Origin of the sequence: Bifidobacterium simiarum, from assembly GCF_002802905.1 — a bacterium.
Taxonomy (GTDB): Bacteria; Actinomycetota; Actinomycetes; order Actinomycetales; family Bifidobacteriaceae; genus Galliscardovia; species Galliscardovia simiarum.
Window position 1 is genome coordinate 64,206 of record NZ_PEBK01000002.1, and the last position, 17,259, is coordinate 81,464.

Annotated in this window: 15 protein-coding genes and 3 tRNA genes; 3 read left to right on the forward strand and 15 right to left on the reverse strand. The window is 63.9% G+C overall.

Going from position 1 to position 17,259, the window contains the following annotated elements:
* Nucleotides 1-96: 96 nt before the first annotated feature.
* The 8 genes from CSQ87_RS02415 to CSQ87_RS02445 form a co-directional block, all read right to left on the reverse strand.
* Nucleotides 97-169 (reverse strand) — tRNA-Val (locus CSQ87_RS02415).
* Between the two features lie 44 nt (nucleotides 170-213).
* A tRNA-Val gene (locus tag CSQ87_RS02420) sits at nucleotides 214-285 on the reverse strand.
* Between the two features lie 7 nt (nucleotides 286-292).
* Nucleotides 293-365, reverse strand: a tRNA-Gly gene (locus tag CSQ87_RS02425).
* Between the two features lie 215 nt (nucleotides 366-580).
* Complete coding sequence (locus tag CSQ87_RS10760; RefSeq protein WP_133122324.1) at nucleotides 581-832, reverse strand: hypothetical protein; 252 nt, start codon at nucleotides 830-832, stop codon at nucleotides 581-583.
* Nucleotides 833-1,035: 203 nt separating this feature from the next.
* Nucleotides 1,036-2,469, reverse strand: a complete 1,434-nt coding sequence (locus CSQ87_RS02430) for a DHA2 family efflux MFS transporter permease subunit (RefSeq protein ID WP_207761074.1) — start codon at nucleotides 2,467-2,469, stop codon at nucleotides 1,036-1,038.
* A 1-nt stretch (nucleotide 2,470) separates the two neighbouring features.
* The gene (locus CSQ87_RS02435; protein ID WP_243388798.1) at nucleotides 2,471-2,923 is read right to left on the reverse strand and encodes a MarR family winged helix-turn-helix transcriptional regulator; all 453 of its coding nucleotides are present in this window, start codon (nucleotides 2,921-2,923) and stop codon (nucleotides 2,471-2,473) included.
* Between the two features lie 248 nt (nucleotides 2,924-3,171).
* Nucleotides 3,172-3,471: a hypothetical protein gene (locus CSQ87_RS02440; RefSeq protein ID WP_100512296.1), complete on the reverse strand. Its 300-nt coding sequence runs from the start codon at nucleotides 3,469-3,471 to the stop codon at nucleotides 3,172-3,174.
* Between the two features lie 227 nt (nucleotides 3,472-3,698).
* Nucleotides 3,699-4,346 (reverse strand): methylated-DNA--[protein]-cysteine S-methyltransferase, encoded by a 648-nt coding sequence (locus CSQ87_RS02445; protein ID WP_243388818.1) that lies wholly within the window; start codon nucleotides 4,344-4,346, stop codon nucleotides 3,699-3,701.
* A gap of 190 nt (nucleotides 4,347-4,536) precedes the next feature.
* On the opposite strand from CSQ87_RS02445, the gene CSQ87_RS02450 reads away from it, so the two are divergent.
* Nucleotides 4,537-5,973, forward strand: coding sequence for an aspartate ammonia-lyase (locus CSQ87_RS02450; RefSeq protein ID WP_100512473.1), 1,437 nt, complete (start codon nucleotides 4,537-4,539; stop codon nucleotides 5,971-5,973).
* Between the two features lie 347 nt (nucleotides 5,974-6,320).
* On the opposite strand, the gene CSQ87_RS02455 is transcribed toward CSQ87_RS02450, so the two are convergent.
* The 3 genes from CSQ87_RS02455 to CSQ87_RS02465 all read right to left on the reverse strand — a co-directional run bounded on the left by CSQ87_RS02455 (nucleotide 6,321) and on the right by CSQ87_RS02465 (nucleotide 9,393).
* Nucleotides 6,321-6,854 carry an Hsp20/alpha crystallin family protein gene (locus CSQ87_RS02455; RefSeq protein ID WP_100512297.1) on the reverse strand — a complete coding sequence of 178 codons (534 nt, stop codon included), beginning with the start codon at nucleotides 6,852-6,854 and terminating at the stop codon, nucleotides 6,321-6,323.
* 284 nt (nucleotides 6,855-7,138) lie between these two features.
* On the reverse strand, nucleotides 7,139-7,678 hold the full coding sequence (locus tag CSQ87_RS02460) for a nitroreductase family protein (RefSeq protein ID WP_165776704.1): 540 nt from the start codon (nucleotides 7,676-7,678) through the stop codon (nucleotides 7,139-7,141).
* A gap of 146 nt (nucleotides 7,679-7,824) precedes the next feature.
* The gene (locus CSQ87_RS02465) at nucleotides 7,825-9,393 is read right to left on the reverse strand and encodes an amidohydrolase (RefSeq protein ID WP_100512474.1); all 1,569 of its coding nucleotides are present in this window, start codon (nucleotides 9,391-9,393) and stop codon (nucleotides 7,825-7,827) included.
* A gap of 336 nt (nucleotides 9,394-9,729) precedes the next feature.
* Between CSQ87_RS02465 and CSQ87_RS02470 the strand changes: the two genes are divergently transcribed.
* Both CSQ87_RS02470 and CSQ87_RS02475 read left to right on the forward strand, forming a co-directional pair.
* Nucleotides 9,730-10,950: an ATP-binding protein gene (locus tag CSQ87_RS02470; RefSeq protein WP_100512299.1), complete on the forward strand. Its 1,221-nt coding sequence runs from the start codon at nucleotides 9,730-9,732 to the stop codon at nucleotides 10,948-10,950.
* Between the two features lie 231 nt (nucleotides 10,951-11,181).
* The gene (locus CSQ87_RS02475; RefSeq protein WP_100512475.1) at nucleotides 11,182-12,006 is read left to right on the forward strand and encodes a mechanosensitive ion channel family protein; all 825 of its coding nucleotides are present in this window, start codon (nucleotides 11,182-11,184) and stop codon (nucleotides 12,004-12,006) included.
* A 682-nt stretch (nucleotides 12,007-12,688) separates the two neighbouring features.
* Here CSQ87_RS02475 and CSQ87_RS02480 read toward each other — a convergent pair.
* The 4 genes from CSQ87_RS02480 to CSQ87_RS02495 all read right to left on the reverse strand — a co-directional run bounded on the left by CSQ87_RS02480 (nucleotide 12,689) and on the right by CSQ87_RS02495 (nucleotide 17,057).
* On the reverse strand, nucleotides 12,689-13,915 hold the full coding sequence (locus CSQ87_RS02480) for an ABC transporter ATP-binding protein (RefSeq protein ID WP_100512300.1): 1,227 nt from the start codon (nucleotides 13,913-13,915) through the stop codon (nucleotides 12,689-12,691).
* On the reverse strand, nucleotides 13,915-14,841 hold the full coding sequence (locus CSQ87_RS02485) for an ABC transporter permease (RefSeq protein ID WP_165776705.1): 927 nt from the start codon (nucleotides 14,839-14,841) through the stop codon (nucleotides 13,915-13,917). The genes CSQ87_RS02480 and CSQ87_RS02485 overlap by 1 nt, the downstream gene beginning before the upstream one ends.
* Nucleotides 14,832-15,743 (reverse strand): ABC transporter permease, encoded by a 912-nt coding sequence (locus CSQ87_RS02490; protein ID WP_100512301.1) that lies wholly within the window; start codon nucleotides 15,741-15,743, stop codon nucleotides 14,832-14,834. Before CSQ87_RS02490 ends, CSQ87_RS02485 begins: the two co-directional genes overlap by 10 nt.
* Nucleotides 15,744-15,899: 156 nt before the next feature.
* The gene (locus tag CSQ87_RS02495; protein ID WP_423734767.1) at nucleotides 15,900-17,057 is read right to left on the reverse strand and encodes an ABC transporter substrate-binding protein; all 1,158 of its coding nucleotides are present in this window, start codon (nucleotides 17,055-17,057) and stop codon (nucleotides 15,900-15,902) included.
* Nucleotides 17,058-17,259 lie beyond the last annotated feature (202 nt).

The following is a 17,259-nucleotide window of genomic DNA, read 5'->3' on the forward strand; positions in this document are numbered from 1 at the left end:
CCGGTCGGATGAGGTGACCGGCGACCGTCACCGGACTATGACGCCACATAACAAAAAAACGGCATCCGCTCCGCTTGAGCGTCTGCCGTGTCTGGGTGGGCGATGTAGGAATCGAACCTACGACCCCTTCGGTGTGAACGAAGTGCGCTAGCCGCTGCGCCAATCGCCCGAATTGCTTCGGATATACAAAACGCGAGGTTTCCCTCGCATTCGTGGGCGATACAAGATTCGAACTTGTGACCCCTTCCGTGTCAGGGAAGTGCGCTACCTCTGCGCCAACCGCCCGGTTGCGAGCGGACAACGGGACTCGAACCCGCGGTCTCGACCTTGGCAAGGTCGCGCTTTACCAACTAAGCTATGTCCGCAGTCTGTCGCCTTAACAGGCAACGGAGAGGTAATATACACGACTTTCAACCCGGTGACAACACATCGGCGTGTCACGCCAGTTTCCAGTCATTACCGCCCCGGCGAATCACCGTGTGGCGACAGCGGAAACACCGGTGATCCCGGAGGTGCCGAGGTCGGCAAAAAATGCCGCCGGCATCCGTCCGGCAATCACGGGGTGCACCGGATTCGCGGATCACGTCCGCGCAAGCGTGGCCGATCCGGCACGATAGGAGCCGGGTCTGCGGACCGTCACCGAACCCGGACCATGCGAGGATCCGGGATTGTGAGACGAACTGGGACTGTGGGATGGACTGGGACTATGGGCGATCGCCGCGGTGACGTGCCGCAGCGACAATGTGCGGCCGGTCACGGCGATGGTGCCGGGCTGGGTGGAGACGAAGACGGTTCGGCGGTCGGCCGGGAAGTCAAATCGACGTGCGGTCATGATGGGTCCTTTCGTCACTCGGGCGACGGGACTGCCGCCGCCCGAAGCATTCGGTTCTGCGTTCGAGTCTTCATTAGACCCCACGAGCCGCAAAGACCACTTGGACGCCCCTTACGGACCTCTCCGCACTTGCCTCGGTTTTTCGGAGCAACGCCTGACCGTTCGCTTAAGGCCGGCGAAACCGTCGGCGAAACCGTCGGCGATCAGCGTCGTTTCGCCCGCAGGAACACCAGCGGCGTGAGCACCAGCGGCACGGCGCTGACCCCCATGGCGAGGAACGTCAGGTTGAAGCCGTGCATGGTGGCCGCCTCGGGCGCGCTGAGCACGCCCATGAGCCCGACGAACACCGCCTGCCCGATCGCGCCGGCGATGGTGCGCAGCGCGGTGAGCAGGGCGTTCGCGTCGGCGATGCGGGTTTCGGCGACGGCCCCGGTTCCCCAGGTGACCAATGGCATCATCAGGCAGCCGATGGCGATGCAGCGCACCACGTTCAGCGCGGAGGCCACCCAGATGGAGGCGGCCAGCGGCACGAACGTCATGGCGAGATTGCTGATCAGCAGGCAGATCGAACCGACGAGGAACAGCCGTCGGATGCCGAACCGGTCGTAGAGGCGGCCGACCATCGGGCTGATCACCGCCATGGCCAGCGAGCCGGGCAGCATGACCATGCCGGCGAGCGTGGCGGTGCCGCCCTTGATGGTCTGCACGTAGACCGGCATGATCACCGAGGAGCCCATCATCGCGAAGTACAGCAGCATGCTGCCCACGACGCTCAGCGCGAAGTCCCGGGAGGTCAGGGTGCGCACGTCGAGGAACGGGCGAGAGAGACGAAGCTGACGGGCGACGAAGACCACCGAGGCGAGGACGCCGACGACGAGGGATCCCAGCACGGTGAGGCTGAGGAACGGCGCGGAGCCGAGATTGCCGACGCCGAGGGTCACGCCGCCGAAGGCGAAGATGCTGATGGCGAAGGAGATCACGTCGAAGGACCGCTTCTGGGTGCGCAGCACGTCGCTGAAGGTGACGATGGCGGCGACGAAGGCGATGAGCATCACCGCGATCACGAGCAGGAAAATCGACCGCCAGCCGAACAGATCGACCAGCACGCCGGAAAGGGTGGGGGCGATCACCGGGGTCACGCCGACGACGAGCCCGTACCAGCCCATGATCGTGCCGCGCCGGTCGGGGTAGATGGTGAGCAGCACCACCTGCGCCATCGACATCAGCAGGCCGTTGCCGCCGGCCTGGAGCACGCGGCCGACCATGATGATCGGGAACGACGAGGACAGCACACAGACGGCAGATCCGATGATGAACAGCGCCGCGCCGATGAGATACAGGCGCTTGGTCGGGAAGCGCGTGATCAGGAACGCGGTGAGCGGCATGACGATGCCCATGGCCAGCGAATAGCCGCTGGTGAGCCACTGCCCCACCGACATCGTCACGCCGAGATCGGCGGCGATGGGCGGCAGCGCGGTGGTGAGTGCCGTGGCCATCGTGGTGGTGGCGACACAGGAGAGCATGATGTTGATGAAGATCATCGTGCGCCGGCGCTCCGGCAGCAGGTGCTCCTCGTTGGCCGTCATGGCGGCGGACAGCGCCGGGGATTCGACGGATTCACGGTTGCGATCGATCACGTCACGCCTCCTCGCCGCGCAGCTGCGCGTAGTGGTCGCGGATGGTTTCGAGGATCTCGGCGAACTGCCGGCGCTGGTCGTCGCTCAGCGCCTCGACCAGCTCATGGGCGGATTCGCCGTCCATCGACCGCGCACGAACCGCCTCCGCGTGGCCTTCCTCGGTGAGCGCGATCAGGTAGGTCCGGCCGTCCTGCGGGTGCGGCGTCCGTCGCGCCCAGCCGCGGGCGATCATCTTGCCGAGCAGTTCGCTGAGCGATGCGGCCCGGATGCCCAGCACCGCCGCAAGCCTTCGCTGGCTGACCTCGCCGAGTCCTTCGAGCGTGAGCAGGCATCGATACTGTCCGCTGCCATAGACCGGCGATCCCTTTCTCGCCACGTCCCGCCGGTGGCTCATCCGCGCCACCGTATGGAACAGCTCCGCAATCCGGGCGTCGCTCATCTCATGTGATTCCATCGTTATCCCCAATCATTTCCCCATATCCACATGTGTTCCGCAGGGCATATCCGCAGGGCTTATCCACACCGGATACCGCGCATATCCGCATGTCGCCGCGGCCCATCCGGCACGCGGACGCCACCACTTTTGTTAGGTACCTTGCAAATTATAGCGAGGTACCTAACAAAATCAAGGCACGAAAAAACCCGGACGGCATGGCATGGCGTCATGACGTCCGGGCTCAGCGCGGTTGGGGAGGAAGGAATTCAGCCGCGCTTCTTGACCAGATCCTCGGAATCCTTGTCCAGCGTGGCCATGATGGCATTCTGGGCCTTCTTCACGTAGGAGAAGCCATCGGCGGCGGTGAACTTGGCCTTGGCCTCGGCGTCCTCGGAGACGGCGCGGGTCACGCGGGCGATGGCCACCAGCACGTTCGGCAGCTGCGAATCGGGAGCGTCGTTGCCCAGTTCGCCATAGAAGCGAATGGTCTCCACGTCATTGGGATTGGCGGTATTGCCGGGAGCGGCCTTCACTGCTTCAACGATGCCACCGAGATACTGCTTCATTGGATATTCAGTTGGAATGCTCATACCCCTTACGATAGGAGCCTCGACGGTCGATGAACAGCTTTGTGTACCGGTTACGCCAAAGGGCAAAACATCGTCGGACCACTGTACATCCGACGGCTTCCGTAGCAAGATGGAAAATATTGTCTCTCTTGGGATTTCATGGTTTGGCAACCATTGGTTGCCCGCTGCGCAACCAATGGTTCACCGACATTTCAACCAACATTTCAACGGATGGCCCCAGTCGGAGGACACGCCGATTGAGGCAGATCGAACCGACCGAGATCAACCCCCTCATGATCGAGTAGCGCGGCCTTGATGTCGAGCCTGCCGCCATACCCGCCGAACGACCGGCCGGCACCGACGACCCGATGGCACGGCACGATGATCGTGATCGGATTGTGCTTCACCGCGCCACCCACCGCCTGGGCGGCCATGCGCCGGCCGCCGCGACGTTCGGACAGTTCGGCGGCGATCTGGCCATAGCTCATCGTCCGTCCGTACGGGATCTCGGCGACCACCTCCCACACCTCACGACGGAAGGCGCTGCCCGCCGGATTCATCGGCGGCAGAAAACCGGGGTCACGGCCCGCGAAGTAGTCGTCCAGCCACCGTCGGGTCAGACGAAACACCTCGACGGCACGATCGACACCGGCACGATCATCGCCGGCATGATCATCTCTGGCATGATCATCGCCGAACCGCTCGTCCCCGGCACCGATCTCCTCCCCGGCACCGGACCTCGGTCCGATCGGTCCCGCGGCCGCCGGAACCCCGGCATCCCACCACCAATGCTCCAGACACAGTCCGGTCAGCGCCTCGCCGTCCGAGGTCATGACCATCCGTCCGATCGGCGTCTCCACCGATTCGCGCATCACCTTCGCAGCCATACGATTCGCAGCCATACGATCGTTATAGCCGAACCGTCGGCCGATCCGCCGACGGAAGCGTGATCTCCGTCGCATTTCTTTCGCAGCTGAACCGTGGCGTTTCGCCGTGATATCGGTCATCATGAACATCAGGATGACCATGCCGGACGAGCCGGCGCGAGAAACGGAGACCACGATGACCAACGACGGTACGACCACAACCAGAATCGAACATGACTGCATCGGCTCGATGGAGGTGCCGACCGACGTGTACTGGGGCATCCACACCCAGCGCGCGATCGGCAACTTCCCCGTCTCCGGCATCACCGACGCCCAGCATCCGGAGCTGGTGCGCGCCTACGCCACGGTGAAGCGCGCCTGTGCCGCGGCCAACGAGGAGCTCGGTCTGCTCGATCCCGAAAAATCCCGGCTGATCCGCAAGGCCTGCGAGGAGATCGAAGGCGGCAAGCTCGCCGACCAGTTCCCCGTAGACGTCATGCAGGGCGGGGCCGGCACCTCCTCGAACATGAACATGAACGAGGTGATCGCCAACCGTGCGCTGGAACTCGCCGGACGGCCGCGCGGCGACTACGAGTACATCCATCCCAACGACGACGTGAACCACTCGCAGTCCACCAACGACACCTATCCGGCCGCCTGCAAGCTGGCGCTGATCGACGCGATCGGCCCGCTGGCCCAAAGCGCGAAGCGGCTCGCCAAGGCGTTCCACGATCTCGCCGACCGGCACATCGAGGACGTGACCATCGGCCGCACCCAGCTGCAGGACGCCGTGCCGATGACCTACGGTCAGGAGTTCCACGCCTTCGCCACGCTGCTGAAAAGCGATCTCAACGCCTTCGACCATGTGGTCCCGCAGCTCGCCGTGCTCAACCTCGGCGCCACCGCCATCGGCACCGGCATCTGCGCCGACCTGCGCTTCCGCGAATCGGCCATCGACCATCTGCGACGCATCACCGGACTGCCGATCACCGCCGCCTCCGACCCGGTGGCCGCCATGACCGACATGGGCGCCTACGTGGCCACATCGGCCGCGATCAAGAACCTCGCCGTACACCTGAAGAAGGCCGCCGACGACCTGCGTCTGCTCAACTCGGGCCCCCGCGCCGGATTCAACGATCTGACCGTGCCGGCGCGGCAGGCCGGGTCGAGCATCATGCCCGCGAAGGTGAACCCGGTGATCCCCGAATGCGTCAACCAGTGTTGCTTCACGATCTTCGGCATGGACGTGACGGTGAACTGGGCCGTGGCCGAGGGCCAGCTGCAGCTCAACGCCTTCGATCCGCTGATGGTGCATGAGCTGCTCACCGGCATGTCGCTGCTCACTCGCGCGATGGACGTGTTCCGCACCAACTGCGTGGAAGGCATCGAAGTGCATGTGGAGACCGGCCGGAAGTACGCCGAATCCTCGCCGTCGATCTCCGCGGCCCTCAACCCGTACATCGGCTACGAGCACGCGGCCGACATCGCCAAGGAGGCGACGGCCAGCGGCCGCACGGTACGCGAAGTGGCCGGCGAGCGCACCGCCCTGCCCGCCGAGCAGCTGGACGAGATCCTCGATCCGATCCGACTGGCGCGTGGACTCGGCCAGACGTGCCGCGAGCGGGTGAAGTAGGTTCCGCCACCGGGACGTTCCTCGTCATCCCGCCCCTCATCCGTCCGGCTGACGCCGGCCACCTTCCCCCGGCGGGGGAAGGCCAGAGAAAGCGGGACATGCCAACTATTTGACCTTCCCCTCGAGGGGAAGGTGGCTGCCGGAGTCAGTCGGATGAGGTGACCGGAGAGCTCATCGGCCCCTCATCCGTCCGGCATGGCCGGACACCTTCCCCCGAGGGGGAAGGCCAAGGATGCGCCGAACGCAGAAAAGCCCTGCGGGGAATGCTCCCCACAGGGCCTGCAAGTTATGTCGATTTCTTAACCTTCCCTTCGCGGGGAAGACAATGCGCTTTGCTTAACGAAGCATCAGCCTTCGATGGCGATGGTGTGCTTCTGCTCAACCTGAGGCTGGGCTTCCATCTTCGGCAGGGTCAGGCACAGCGTGCCGTTCTCGTACTTGGCGTGGATGTCGGACTCCTTGAGCTCGTCGCCCACGTAGAAGCTACGAGAGCACGCACCGCTGTAACGCTCGCGACGCAGCCACTTGCCGTCTTCAGCACCGGCGCCCGAAGCCTGGCCACCGTTGTTCGCAGCGGACGGATCCGCGGTGTCGGCACCGGTCTGGGTGGCGCTGTTCTTGTAGCCCGTCACGGTCAGGTAACCGTTGTTCAGCTCGATCTTGATGTCGTCCTTCTTGAACCCCGGCATATCGATATCGACGTCGTACTTGTCGCCCATATCGCGCACGTCGGTGCTCATCATGGAGTTCATCGTCATCAGACCCTGACCATTGGTCATATCCTGACCGGCGTTGCGGGTGCCGCGCCAATCGCCGAAGAACGGATCATCGAACAGATCCGAGAACATCATGTCATTCATCAAAGCCGGAAACATCGCCATAATCGGTACTCCTTCATATCCGGAGGAGAAGCGGGTTGGCTTCAGATCGCGTCCGCGGCCTTTCGGCTGCGATCGCGATCTGTTTTCGTGGCCGCTTCCGGAACCCTTATCCCGGGCTCCCACCTTCGCCTTGCAATTCCTGTTATAGGTCGCTCGGCCGGAACCGTCACCGATGTTTACCCACAGTGAAAAACTTGAGTGCAACGGACTCAAGTTTTACATATCGACTTACCCGACTACCCGATCACCCGGCTACACGGCTATCCGACTACACGATCACTCGATCACTCGACGAAATGCGTGATGATGTTCTCGGTCGTGGCCTCGCGCGGCCCGGCCAGCAGATCCGCGTCGGCCGGATGCCCCAGGGTCATGGCCGAAACCGGCACGAACCCCTCGTCCACGCCCAGCGCGGCGAACATCTCGGGATGCTGCTGCAGGCTCTTGATCACGCCGAGGATGTATCCGCTGCCCAGTCCGAGTTCGGTGGCGGCCAGCTGCATGTTCTCGATGATGCATCCGGCGTTGCAGTAGTTCGTACCGCGTTCCATGCCGTCCTCGCTGCCGGAGACCAGAATCAGCACCGGCGCCCTGTACGTCGGCCCGGTGCCCATGCGGCCGCCGTTCGCCCCGGCGAGCGCGTCGATGGCGTCGATGGCCTTGCGATCGACGATCACCGAAAGCTGTACGGCCTCGAAATCATGCATGGCGATCGGCGAGGCGTTCGCCGCCTCGAGAATCGTACGGATCTGGTCCTTGGTGACCGGCTCGTCGGTGAACGCCCGGCAGGTCTTTCGCGTGGTGATCACTTGCATCGTATCCATGACAACCTCCTTGCGGTCATTGCGGCCGGCAACGCCGCCGGCCCTACCTGTCATTGTAGGAGTCGGCGGGCGGCATATGCGGGAGGCGAAGCCGAGGATAACCGAGCAGAATCGGGCGGATCAGCAGGCGGATCGGGGCCGCGCCTCTACAGCGTGAAGTGCGTCCAGCGCCCCGCGCACATCGTGGCCGCGACCGGCATGGACCGCAGCGCCTCAGCCGATCCGGTCGCCGGATCACCGAGGGTGAACGGGTCGGCGTCGAGCAGCACGAGATCGGCGGGATCTCCGACCGACGGCCGGTACCCCCGCTCGAACGTGGAGGAGGCGACGGCCGTGCGAATGTCAAGCGTCTGACCCGGATCGTCGGCCGCGCGATCGTCGTCGGTGCGGTACACGGCGGCGGCGATCGCCACCCACGGGTCAAGGACGGCGACGGGCGCGTCGGAGCCGAACCGCAGCGGCACACCGGCCTCGTGAAGCGAGCGGAAGGCGTACGGCATGAGTCCATCGTCGCGGATCATGTCGGCCCAGTACCGCGGGATCACGTCGCGATCGTCCATGGCATGCTGCGGCTGGACGCTGGCGGTCAGGCCAAGCCGGGCGAAGCGCGCGACGTCGGCGGGATCGAGCAGCTGGGCGTGCTCCACGGCACCGGTGGCGCCGCTATGTTCGAAGGCGTCGAGCACGATGTGGTTCGCCTCGTCGCCGATGGCGTGGCAGGCCACGTCGAAGCCGTTGGCATGGGCGAGGCCCATGTACCGTGCGATCTCGTCGGGGCTGTAGCTCAGCGTGCCGCGAGTGGGCGGGGTGATGCCGGTGTAGTCGTGCGAGCAGTAGGCGGATCGGGTGTTAAGCGAGCCGTCGGAGATGAGTTTCAGCGTGGTGACGTGGGCGAGACCGCGGCTGCAGGAAATCTCGTCGCCGCCGTGCCAGCCCTCGCCGATCGCACGGTCGAGGTATTCGGGATAGACGCCCACCCGCACGCGCAGACGGTCGAGGCCGTGGGCGAACCGTTCGGTCCACTGGTCGATGGCGTAGGCCATTTCGTAGTCGCAGATGCCGACCACGCCCTTGGACGCGGCGTCCCGTTCGGCCATGTCGATCAGCCGGAACTGTTCGGCCTTGTTGGCGTCGCCGAGCCTGGCGTAGGCGTCGAACCATTCGAGCTCCCCCACCAGACCGCTGTCGCCCACCTGCACGCCGAGGATCTGCGCGGCGGCGGAGTTGACCCAGCCGCAGTGCATGTCGGCGCTGGACAGGGCCACCGGCTGCCCGTCGGAGGCCTCGTCGATCATCGCGAGCGTGGGCTGGTCGTCGTCGGACCACAGCGAATGACGGAAGCGCATGCCGACCACGATGGCATGCGGGTCAAGGCCGGCGGAAGACCGGCGTGCGGCGGCGAGATGGTCGCGCAGCATGGCCATCGCCTCGCGGGCGCCGCCGGCGGCGAGCAGGTCAAGCCGGCCGAACGTGGAGGCCCATTGGGTGAAGTGGGTGTGCCCGTCCCACAGACCGGGAATCATCCACCGGCCGTCGGCGTCGATGGTCTCAGCGGGGGCTGTCTCGGTGAAGGCGAAGTCGGCGGGGGCAAGCCCAGCGGAGTCGAGCCCAGCGGGGGCGAAATCAGAGTCGGCAGAGACTGTCCCGGCCGGCGTAATAGCCGCGATCCGATCACCGATCACGGTGACGTCCGCCAATCCGTCCTCCCCCGGCATCCGGACGTTGACGATCCGAATCGGACGGTCATTCTGATCAATCAAACCGTTCCGGTCGGTTCGTCCGTTCCGGTCGGTTTGATCATCCCGATCGGCTCGCCCATTCCTACCGGTTCGATCATGCCTGACGGTTTGATCATGCCGATCGACCAGATCATGCCGATCATTCCAAGTCTTGTTCTCGCATGCACCCATACCCACCATCATGCCACCGGCAAATCGCGCGGATGCCTCGAGACCCTCGACCCAAATGTGATGAAATCGTGTTTTAGAGTTTTTTAGAGTCTTTAGATCTATTAGACTTTTTAGAACATTACAGGCAGCAAGGGGAATCGTATGCCGAATCCGTTCAAACCCACCGCCGGCAAGACACCACCGGTACTTGTCGGCCGTCAGAACATACTGGAAGACTTCCGATTCGCACTCACGGACGGGCCGGGAGCACCGGGACGGTTGCGCTATATCACCGGTCCGAGGGGCGTCGGCAAGACCGTCATGCTCAACGCCATCGGGAACTACGCCCGGAATCTGGGATGGACCGTCATCGATCAGACCGCGGAACGGGGATTCGCCGAAGGCATCATCCAGGCCTTGAGCGATCACCGGTCAGTGCAGCCCAACGCCATCACCCTGCCCTCGGCGTCGATCGCCACGCCCGTTCTCGGTGCCGAGGCCACGGTGAATCTCGGCAAGGTGGAGTTGCGCCGTCTGGAGAAGGCCCATAACCTCCGACTGGCCATCGGCGCGAAACTCGATTCGCTGGATGAGTCCAGACAAGGCGTGCTCATCACGCTGGATGAAGTGCAGATGACCTCCATCGAGGAGATTCGTTCGCTGGCCATCGGGGTTCAGCATCTTATCCGGGAAGACAGGAACGTCGCCTTCGTGTTCGCCGGCCTGCCTTCCATGGTCGAGGAGGTCATCAACGACAAGGTCATCACGTTCCTGAGAAGAGCGGAGAAGGACCACTTAGGGAGTGTGGATCTTCGGGAAATATGGATCGCCTTCGAACAGACGATCTCGCAGTACGGCAAGCGCGCGGATTATCAGGTTTTGAATGAGCTGACGCAGGCGACCAACGGATATCCGTTCATGATCCAGCTTGTCGGATATTGGGCATGGCGGTACGCCGACGTGAACGGCCATGACGATCGCATCACCGTCGACGATGCCGAACAGGGCATTCGTCGCGCGAAGCTCAAGCTTGGAGACATGGTTCACGCTCCGGCATTCGACGGACTGTCCGCCATGGCCAAGGATTATCTGATCGCCATGTCGCAGGACGACGGACCTTCTCGAACCGCAGACATCGCCAGACGCATCGAACGTAATGCCCAGTTCGCCAGCGTCTATCGGGCCCAGCTCATCGAAGAGGACATCATCGAACCCGCTGGATACGGATACGTGGATTTCAAGATCCCCTATCTCCGCGACTATCTGAAGGAACACGCCGCACACCATCAGATGAAAATGACCATACGGAACATGCTGCGGGAAGGCGAAAGTCTCAAGGAACTGAATCCGAAGAAGACAGAACCGCGAGGATCGGAGTCCTGATCGGCCGCAGTCGATCCCGAGGCGGTCTGGATTGCGATCGACTGCGATCTTGGTCCGGGGGTTTGTGATTTCCGGGGTTTGCGATTGTTCAGTTGGCTTTCATGGTTCTTTTGGGTTGCGCGGGCACCGGCCGCGTACGATGGGAGCGTTTTTGCCGGCAATCGATTCGTCAACGATCGGGTGAGCGGCAATCGATTCGATGGATATCGGTCTGATGTGAATATCGGTCTGATGGATACGGGAGGCGTGGTGCGACAACTCATCGAGCAGCCGTGGGAGTGGCTGCAGGACAATTCCGGGCGGATCATTCTGCTGGTCGCGGTGGTGGTGGCCGCCGCGATCATCGACAAGGTGGTGTCGAAGGCGCTGCGGCTCGCACTGGACCGGTCGAGCATCCCCAGCGCATCGATCTTCGTGAACATCGTGCGCGTGGTGATCTGGGTGATGGCCGCGGCCACGGTGCTGAAACCGGTGTTTGGCATCGAACCGACCACGCTGGCCACCGCGCTTGGCGTCGGCGGTATCGCGCTGTCGTTCGGTCTGAAGGACACGATTTCGAATGTGATCGGCGGGTTCGGCCTGATGGTCAGCAAGGTGCTGCAGCCGGGCGATCTGGTGACGATTCAGGGGATCTCCGGCACCGTGAAGGACGTGACGTGGCGGCACACCATCGTGATGGACCGCACCGGGGCCGAGATGTGGGTGCCGAATTCGGTGCTCAACACCACGGCGTTGGAGAAGCTGCCGGTGACGGTGGAGTCGATGACCACAGTGCCGTTCACCGCGCGCGGCGAGCATCTCGACACGGAGGCCGTGACCCGACAGATCGTCGCGGCGGTCGAGGCCGCGGCATCGGATGTGATGCTGCCGGATCATCCGCCGCTGGTGAAGTTCGTGGGATTCACCCCGTACGGCGTGGACGGGAAGATCCTCGTCTTCGCCAAACCCGATATTCTGCTCTCCACCGTGCAGGACCGCGTCACCCGAGCCCTGGCCAACCAACCATTCCTAGTGCAAAATGCCGCCCCGTTAAATGAGGCGGACTCCGCCGAATAGGGGCGGGCGTAGGGCCAGCCACTACTGGTGGCCCGAAGCCAGAAAAACGGTGGCCACGGCCACACCACAATTGCGGATTGCGCCGTTAAATGAGGCGGACTCCGCTGAGTAGCGTTGACATAGGCCCCTCATCAGTCAGCCTGCGGCTGCCAGCTTCCCCCAACGGGGGAAGCCAAACAGGGCTGGTTCCGGCAACTATGGAAAACACTCGGCGGTCCGATGGATTCGACCGCGGAAACGGGATTTCCGCGATCCGATCCATCGGATATTGGGGGATCGTGATGGATTGGACCGCCGAATCCGGGGTTTTGCGCTCCGATCCATCGACAGTCTGAGTCAGGAGACCGGAAAACCGCATGATTCCAACAATCCGGAAATCGTGGGAGACAGATTCCGATGGATTGGACCGCATATCGGCGAATATGCACTCGAATCCATCAGATATCGGCGAATTCCGATGGATTCGACTGCGAAAATGGCTTCTTGCGTTCTAATCCATCAGGACCGGATGACCATCGGCGGATAAGGAGCCGATGACAAACAATGCAGCCCCAAAACCCCTCATCAGTCAGCCTGCGGCTGCCAGCTTCCCCCGACGGGGGAAGCCAAAACGGACGATGCCGACGCTACTACAACAACAGCGCTTACAACAACAGCGCCGGCATCATACCCCACTGCTAGCTCAGCGGGCTGCGGCGGCGAAGGCCGGGACCGGGCGCGGCGAGACGATCACGGACGATCCGATCGTCAGTCCGGCGGGCACCTCCTGCACGGGCAGCTGCACGGTCACTTCGAGCTGCGTGCCGCTGTGGCGGGTCAGCTCACCGGGCGAAACCACGGTGTCGATGCGCACCAGCGATCCGAGGAAGTGGATGGCCGAAACCCTCGCCTGCACGCCGGGGCCGGCCACCACGCCGGACTGATCGTTGACCCGGATGGTCATGTTCTCCGGTCGGGCGAGCACGTCCACCTCGCCGGTGGCGGAACCGTCGACCACGGGCACCCGCTGGCCGAACACCATCGCCTCGTGCACGCCGGGGCCCGCGACCCTACCGGGCAGGCGGTTGGCCAGTCCGATGAAGGAGGCCACGTATTCGGTGGCCGGACGCTGGTAGAGGTCCTGCGGCGCGGCGATCTGCTCGATACGGCCGTGGTTCATCACGCCGATGCGGTCGGCCACGGCGAGCGCCTCCTCCTGATCGTGCGTGACGAACACGGTGGTGGTGCCGGCTTCGAGCTGGATGCGGCGGATCTCGTCGCGCAGCTGCACGCGCACCTTGGCGTCAAGGGCGGAAAGCGGCTCGTCGAGGAGCAGCACGCGCGGGTTGACGGCCAGTGCGCGGGCGAGCGCCACGCGCTGCTGCTGGCCGCCGGACATCTGCTGCGTGTACTTCTTCGCCTGATCGGCGAGGCCGACGAGGTCGAGCTTCTCCATGGCGAGCTTGCGGCGCTCGTCCTTGCCCATGCCGCGGATCTCGAGGCCGAATTCCACGTTCTGCAGGGCGGTCATGTGCGGGAACAGCGAGTAGGCCTGGAACACCATGGCCATGTCGCGTTTGTTGACCGGCACGCCGGTGACGTCCTGGCCGCCGACGAGGATGCGGCCGCCCTGGATGTCCTCGAGGCCGGCGAGCGAACGCAGCGCGGTGGACTTGCCGCAGCCGGAGCCGCCGAGCAGCACGACCATTTCGCCGGGCTTGATGTCGAGGTTGAAGTCGTCGAGGGCGCGGTTGGTGGCGCCGGGGTAGATCTTGACGACGTTCTGCATCTGCACGCCGCCGCCGCGCTCCTGCGATTCCTTGAGCACCGCCTTGGCGGCCTCGGTGACGACGCTACCGTCGACCGAGCTTTCGTTTCTGAATGATTCCGCCGTCTTGGCGACGGTCGCTTTCTGATCGGCGAGTGACATTACTTACCTTCCTTGGTTTTGCGCATGGCGTCGGAGATGAGGTCGAGCGCCACGAGCAGCACGACGCCGAAGAGCAGGGCGAGCAGGGACATGGCGGTGGAGATCTGGGAGTTGGACTGGCCGAGCTGGTAGAGCGCGACCTGCAGGTTCATGCGGCCGAGCAGCGAGGCGACGGTGTATTCGCCCAGCACCACGGCGATGGAGATGAACGCGGAGGAGAGGATGGCCTGCCACAGGTTCGGGATGATGACCCGGAAGAACACATGCGGCCAGGAGGCGCCGAGCGATCGGGCGGCCTCCACGAGGGTCTTCACGTCGATGGAGTTGAGGCCCACGGCGATGGCGCGGAACGCGAACGGCATCACGAGGATCACGTAGGCGAAGCACAGCCAGATCGGGTTGGTGCTCAGCACGTCGGCGGACAGCCACCGGTAGATCGGGCCGAGGCCGACGACGAGCACGATGGCCGGGATGGTCAGCGGCAGGGTGGCGACCCATTCGATGGCCCGTTCGAGTGCCTTGGAGCGGATATGAACGATGACCATGGTCGGCACCATGAGCAGCAGCATGATCACCACGGTGACGGCGCACAGGGCGAGGGATGTGCCGAGGCCCTGCCACAGCACGGTAAGGTCGGCGCCCAGCGAGTCGCCGTTGCCGGTGAAGATGGCCTCCCACGGGGCGAGCGACCAGCGGCCGGACAGCGGGTGGCGCAGGGTGAATAGCAGCATGGACAGCAGCGGGACGAACAGGAATCCGAGCGTGATGAACAGGATCACGAACTTGATGACGCGCTGCTTGCGGATTCGGGCGGCGCGCAGCTGCGGCGGGCGGGAAGCGGGGTCCACGCCGGCCGTGGCGGCGGTGCCGGCCGCGGCGGTCTGGCTTGCGGCTTGGCTCTGGATTGCGTTGGGGTTCACTGCCATCGTCCGGCCCTCTTTTCCACGGCATGGCTCAGCAGCATCACGATGGCCACGACGATGATCATGGCGAAGGCGAGCACCTGGGCGAAGCCCTGCTGGTTGGGATCCATTTCGTTGCGCATGGCGCCCTGGATCATCAGCGGCACGAGGATCGAACGCTGGGAGAACAGGGCGGCCGCGGTGGCGTATGCGGAGAACGCGGAGGCGAACAGCAGCAGGAACGCGGAGATGAAGCGCGGGGTGAGGATCGGCAGGGCCACGCGCGTCCAGTACTGGAAGGTGTTGCCGCCGAGCGATTCGCAGGCCTCACGCCACTGCGGGCGGATCGAATCGACCGCGGGCAGGAAGATGATGATCATCAGCGGGATCTGGAAGTAGCAGTACACGGTGATCAGACCGGGCAGGGAGCTCAGCCAGTTCGGGTTGACGATCATGCCGGTGAGCTGGCGGATTAGCAGGGTGCCCACGCCGTTGATGCCGATGGTGGCGATGAACGCGAACGCGAGCATCACGCCGCCGAACTGGGCGAGCACCGACGAGATGGCGGAGACCATGCGGCGCAGCAGGCCGTTCGGCTTGGCGCCGATGACCAGCGCGTAGGAGGCCAGTCCGCCGACGACGGCGCCGATCACCGAGGAGGCGACGGAGACGAGGATGGAGGTGACGAACGCGGCGAGCGTGTTCGCTTCGAAAAGCTTGTTGAAGTTCGACAGCGTGAATCCGCCGTCGTGGGTTTGGAATGCGCCGACGATCACGATGATGGTCGGTGCGACGAGGAAGCATGCCGTGTAGGCGAAGAACGGGATGGTGACCGCGAACGTGCCTAGTTCCTGGCGATGCCTCGCAAGCGTGGATGAGGAGCTGCGGCCGAGCGCCGAGCCTCTCGTGGCGATTGCAGCAGTCATGATATGCCTTCGATATGTTGCGTTATTGGGTTGGTGTCAACCGGTTGGGGTCATACGGCACGGCCCCCGGCGAGCGCGAAAGGGTCGTGCGCCGGGAGCCGATTGAGAATCAGACCGGATCGGACCGGTATCGGATACCGGACCGGATCGGTGTCATCAGTTGCCGATGGTGGAATCCCAGTTGTTCTGGAGCCACTCGGTGATGCGGGTGGAGTCGTCGTTGGTGTAGGTGACCGGGGTGCCTTCGATGGTGACGGCGCTCTTGAGGGTGTCCTTGTCGACGGTGCCGTCCTTCTTCATGGAGTCGAGCAGCACGGGGTTGGCGCCGCCCTTGAACCACAGGTTCTGGGCGTCGGCGGTGTACAGGTACTCCTCCCACAGGCGGGCGGCGGCCGGGTGCGGGGCGTCCACGTTGATGGCCTGGTTGTAGTAGCTCACGACCTGGGCCTTCGGGAAGGTCTTGTACTCCCAGTTCACGCCCTTGGCCTTGAGGCTCTTCTGGTAGGAGGCCTGGTTGTAGGTCCAGTCCATGACCACGCCGGTCTGGCCGGAGTCGATGGTGCCGTCGGTCACGTCGACGGTGGTGAGGTTGCCGGCGTCCTTGAGCTTCTTGAAGAAGTCGAGGCCGGGCTGCAGCTTGTTGATGTCGCCGCCGGCGAGCTGGTTGATCATCAGGTAGCCGTTGAATGCGGCGCCGGCCTCGGCGGGCTTGCCGTTGAGGGCGACGGTACCTGCGAACTTCGGGTCAAGCAGATCGTTGATGGAGTTGATGTCGCCGTACTTGTCCTTGTTCCAGCCGATCGACATGATGCCGGTGTAGTCGGCGTAGTACTTGCCGTCCTTGTCCTTCACGGAATCCGGGATCTTGTCCCAGGCCTGCACCTTGTAGGGGGCGAAGTTGGCGGTGGAGGTGGAGGCCACGGCCTGGCCGAGGTCGAACACGTCGGGGGCGGCGTCGGTGCCCTTGTTGGTCTTGGCGGCGTCGAGCTCCTCCTTGGAGGAGGCGTTCGGGTTGAGCTCGGTGATCTTGATCTCCGGGTACTTCTTCTTGAAGCCGTCGATCACCTCACCGTAGTTGGACCAGTCATGGGGCAGGGCGATGACGTTCAGCGCGTCCTCTTCCTTGGCGGCCTTCTCCAGGTCGGCCAGGGTGCCGAAGTCGGCGAGGGAGGTGGCCTTGGCGGACTTTTCGTTAACGGTCACGGCCTTGCCGCTGGAGGAGGAGGTGCTGCTCGAGTCGCTCGAGCCGGAACCGCAGGCGGCCATCGAGGCCACGGTGATCAGCGCGACGGCGGCCGCCGCGATCTTACGCATGTGCTTCACGGGGGATTTCCTTTCACATAGCACTGCGTCCGGCCGCTGGTGGGCGATTCGTCCATACTTGGGGGTTGGGTTCGAAACGCCGTCGTTCGTTCGGTTGGTCATAGGCCAGACGCAGTGACATCTCTCGGATCGGAGGCCGATCGTCGGCTCCGATCTCCAAGGGAGAAGATATGCCCGCGAATTGAATCGGGAA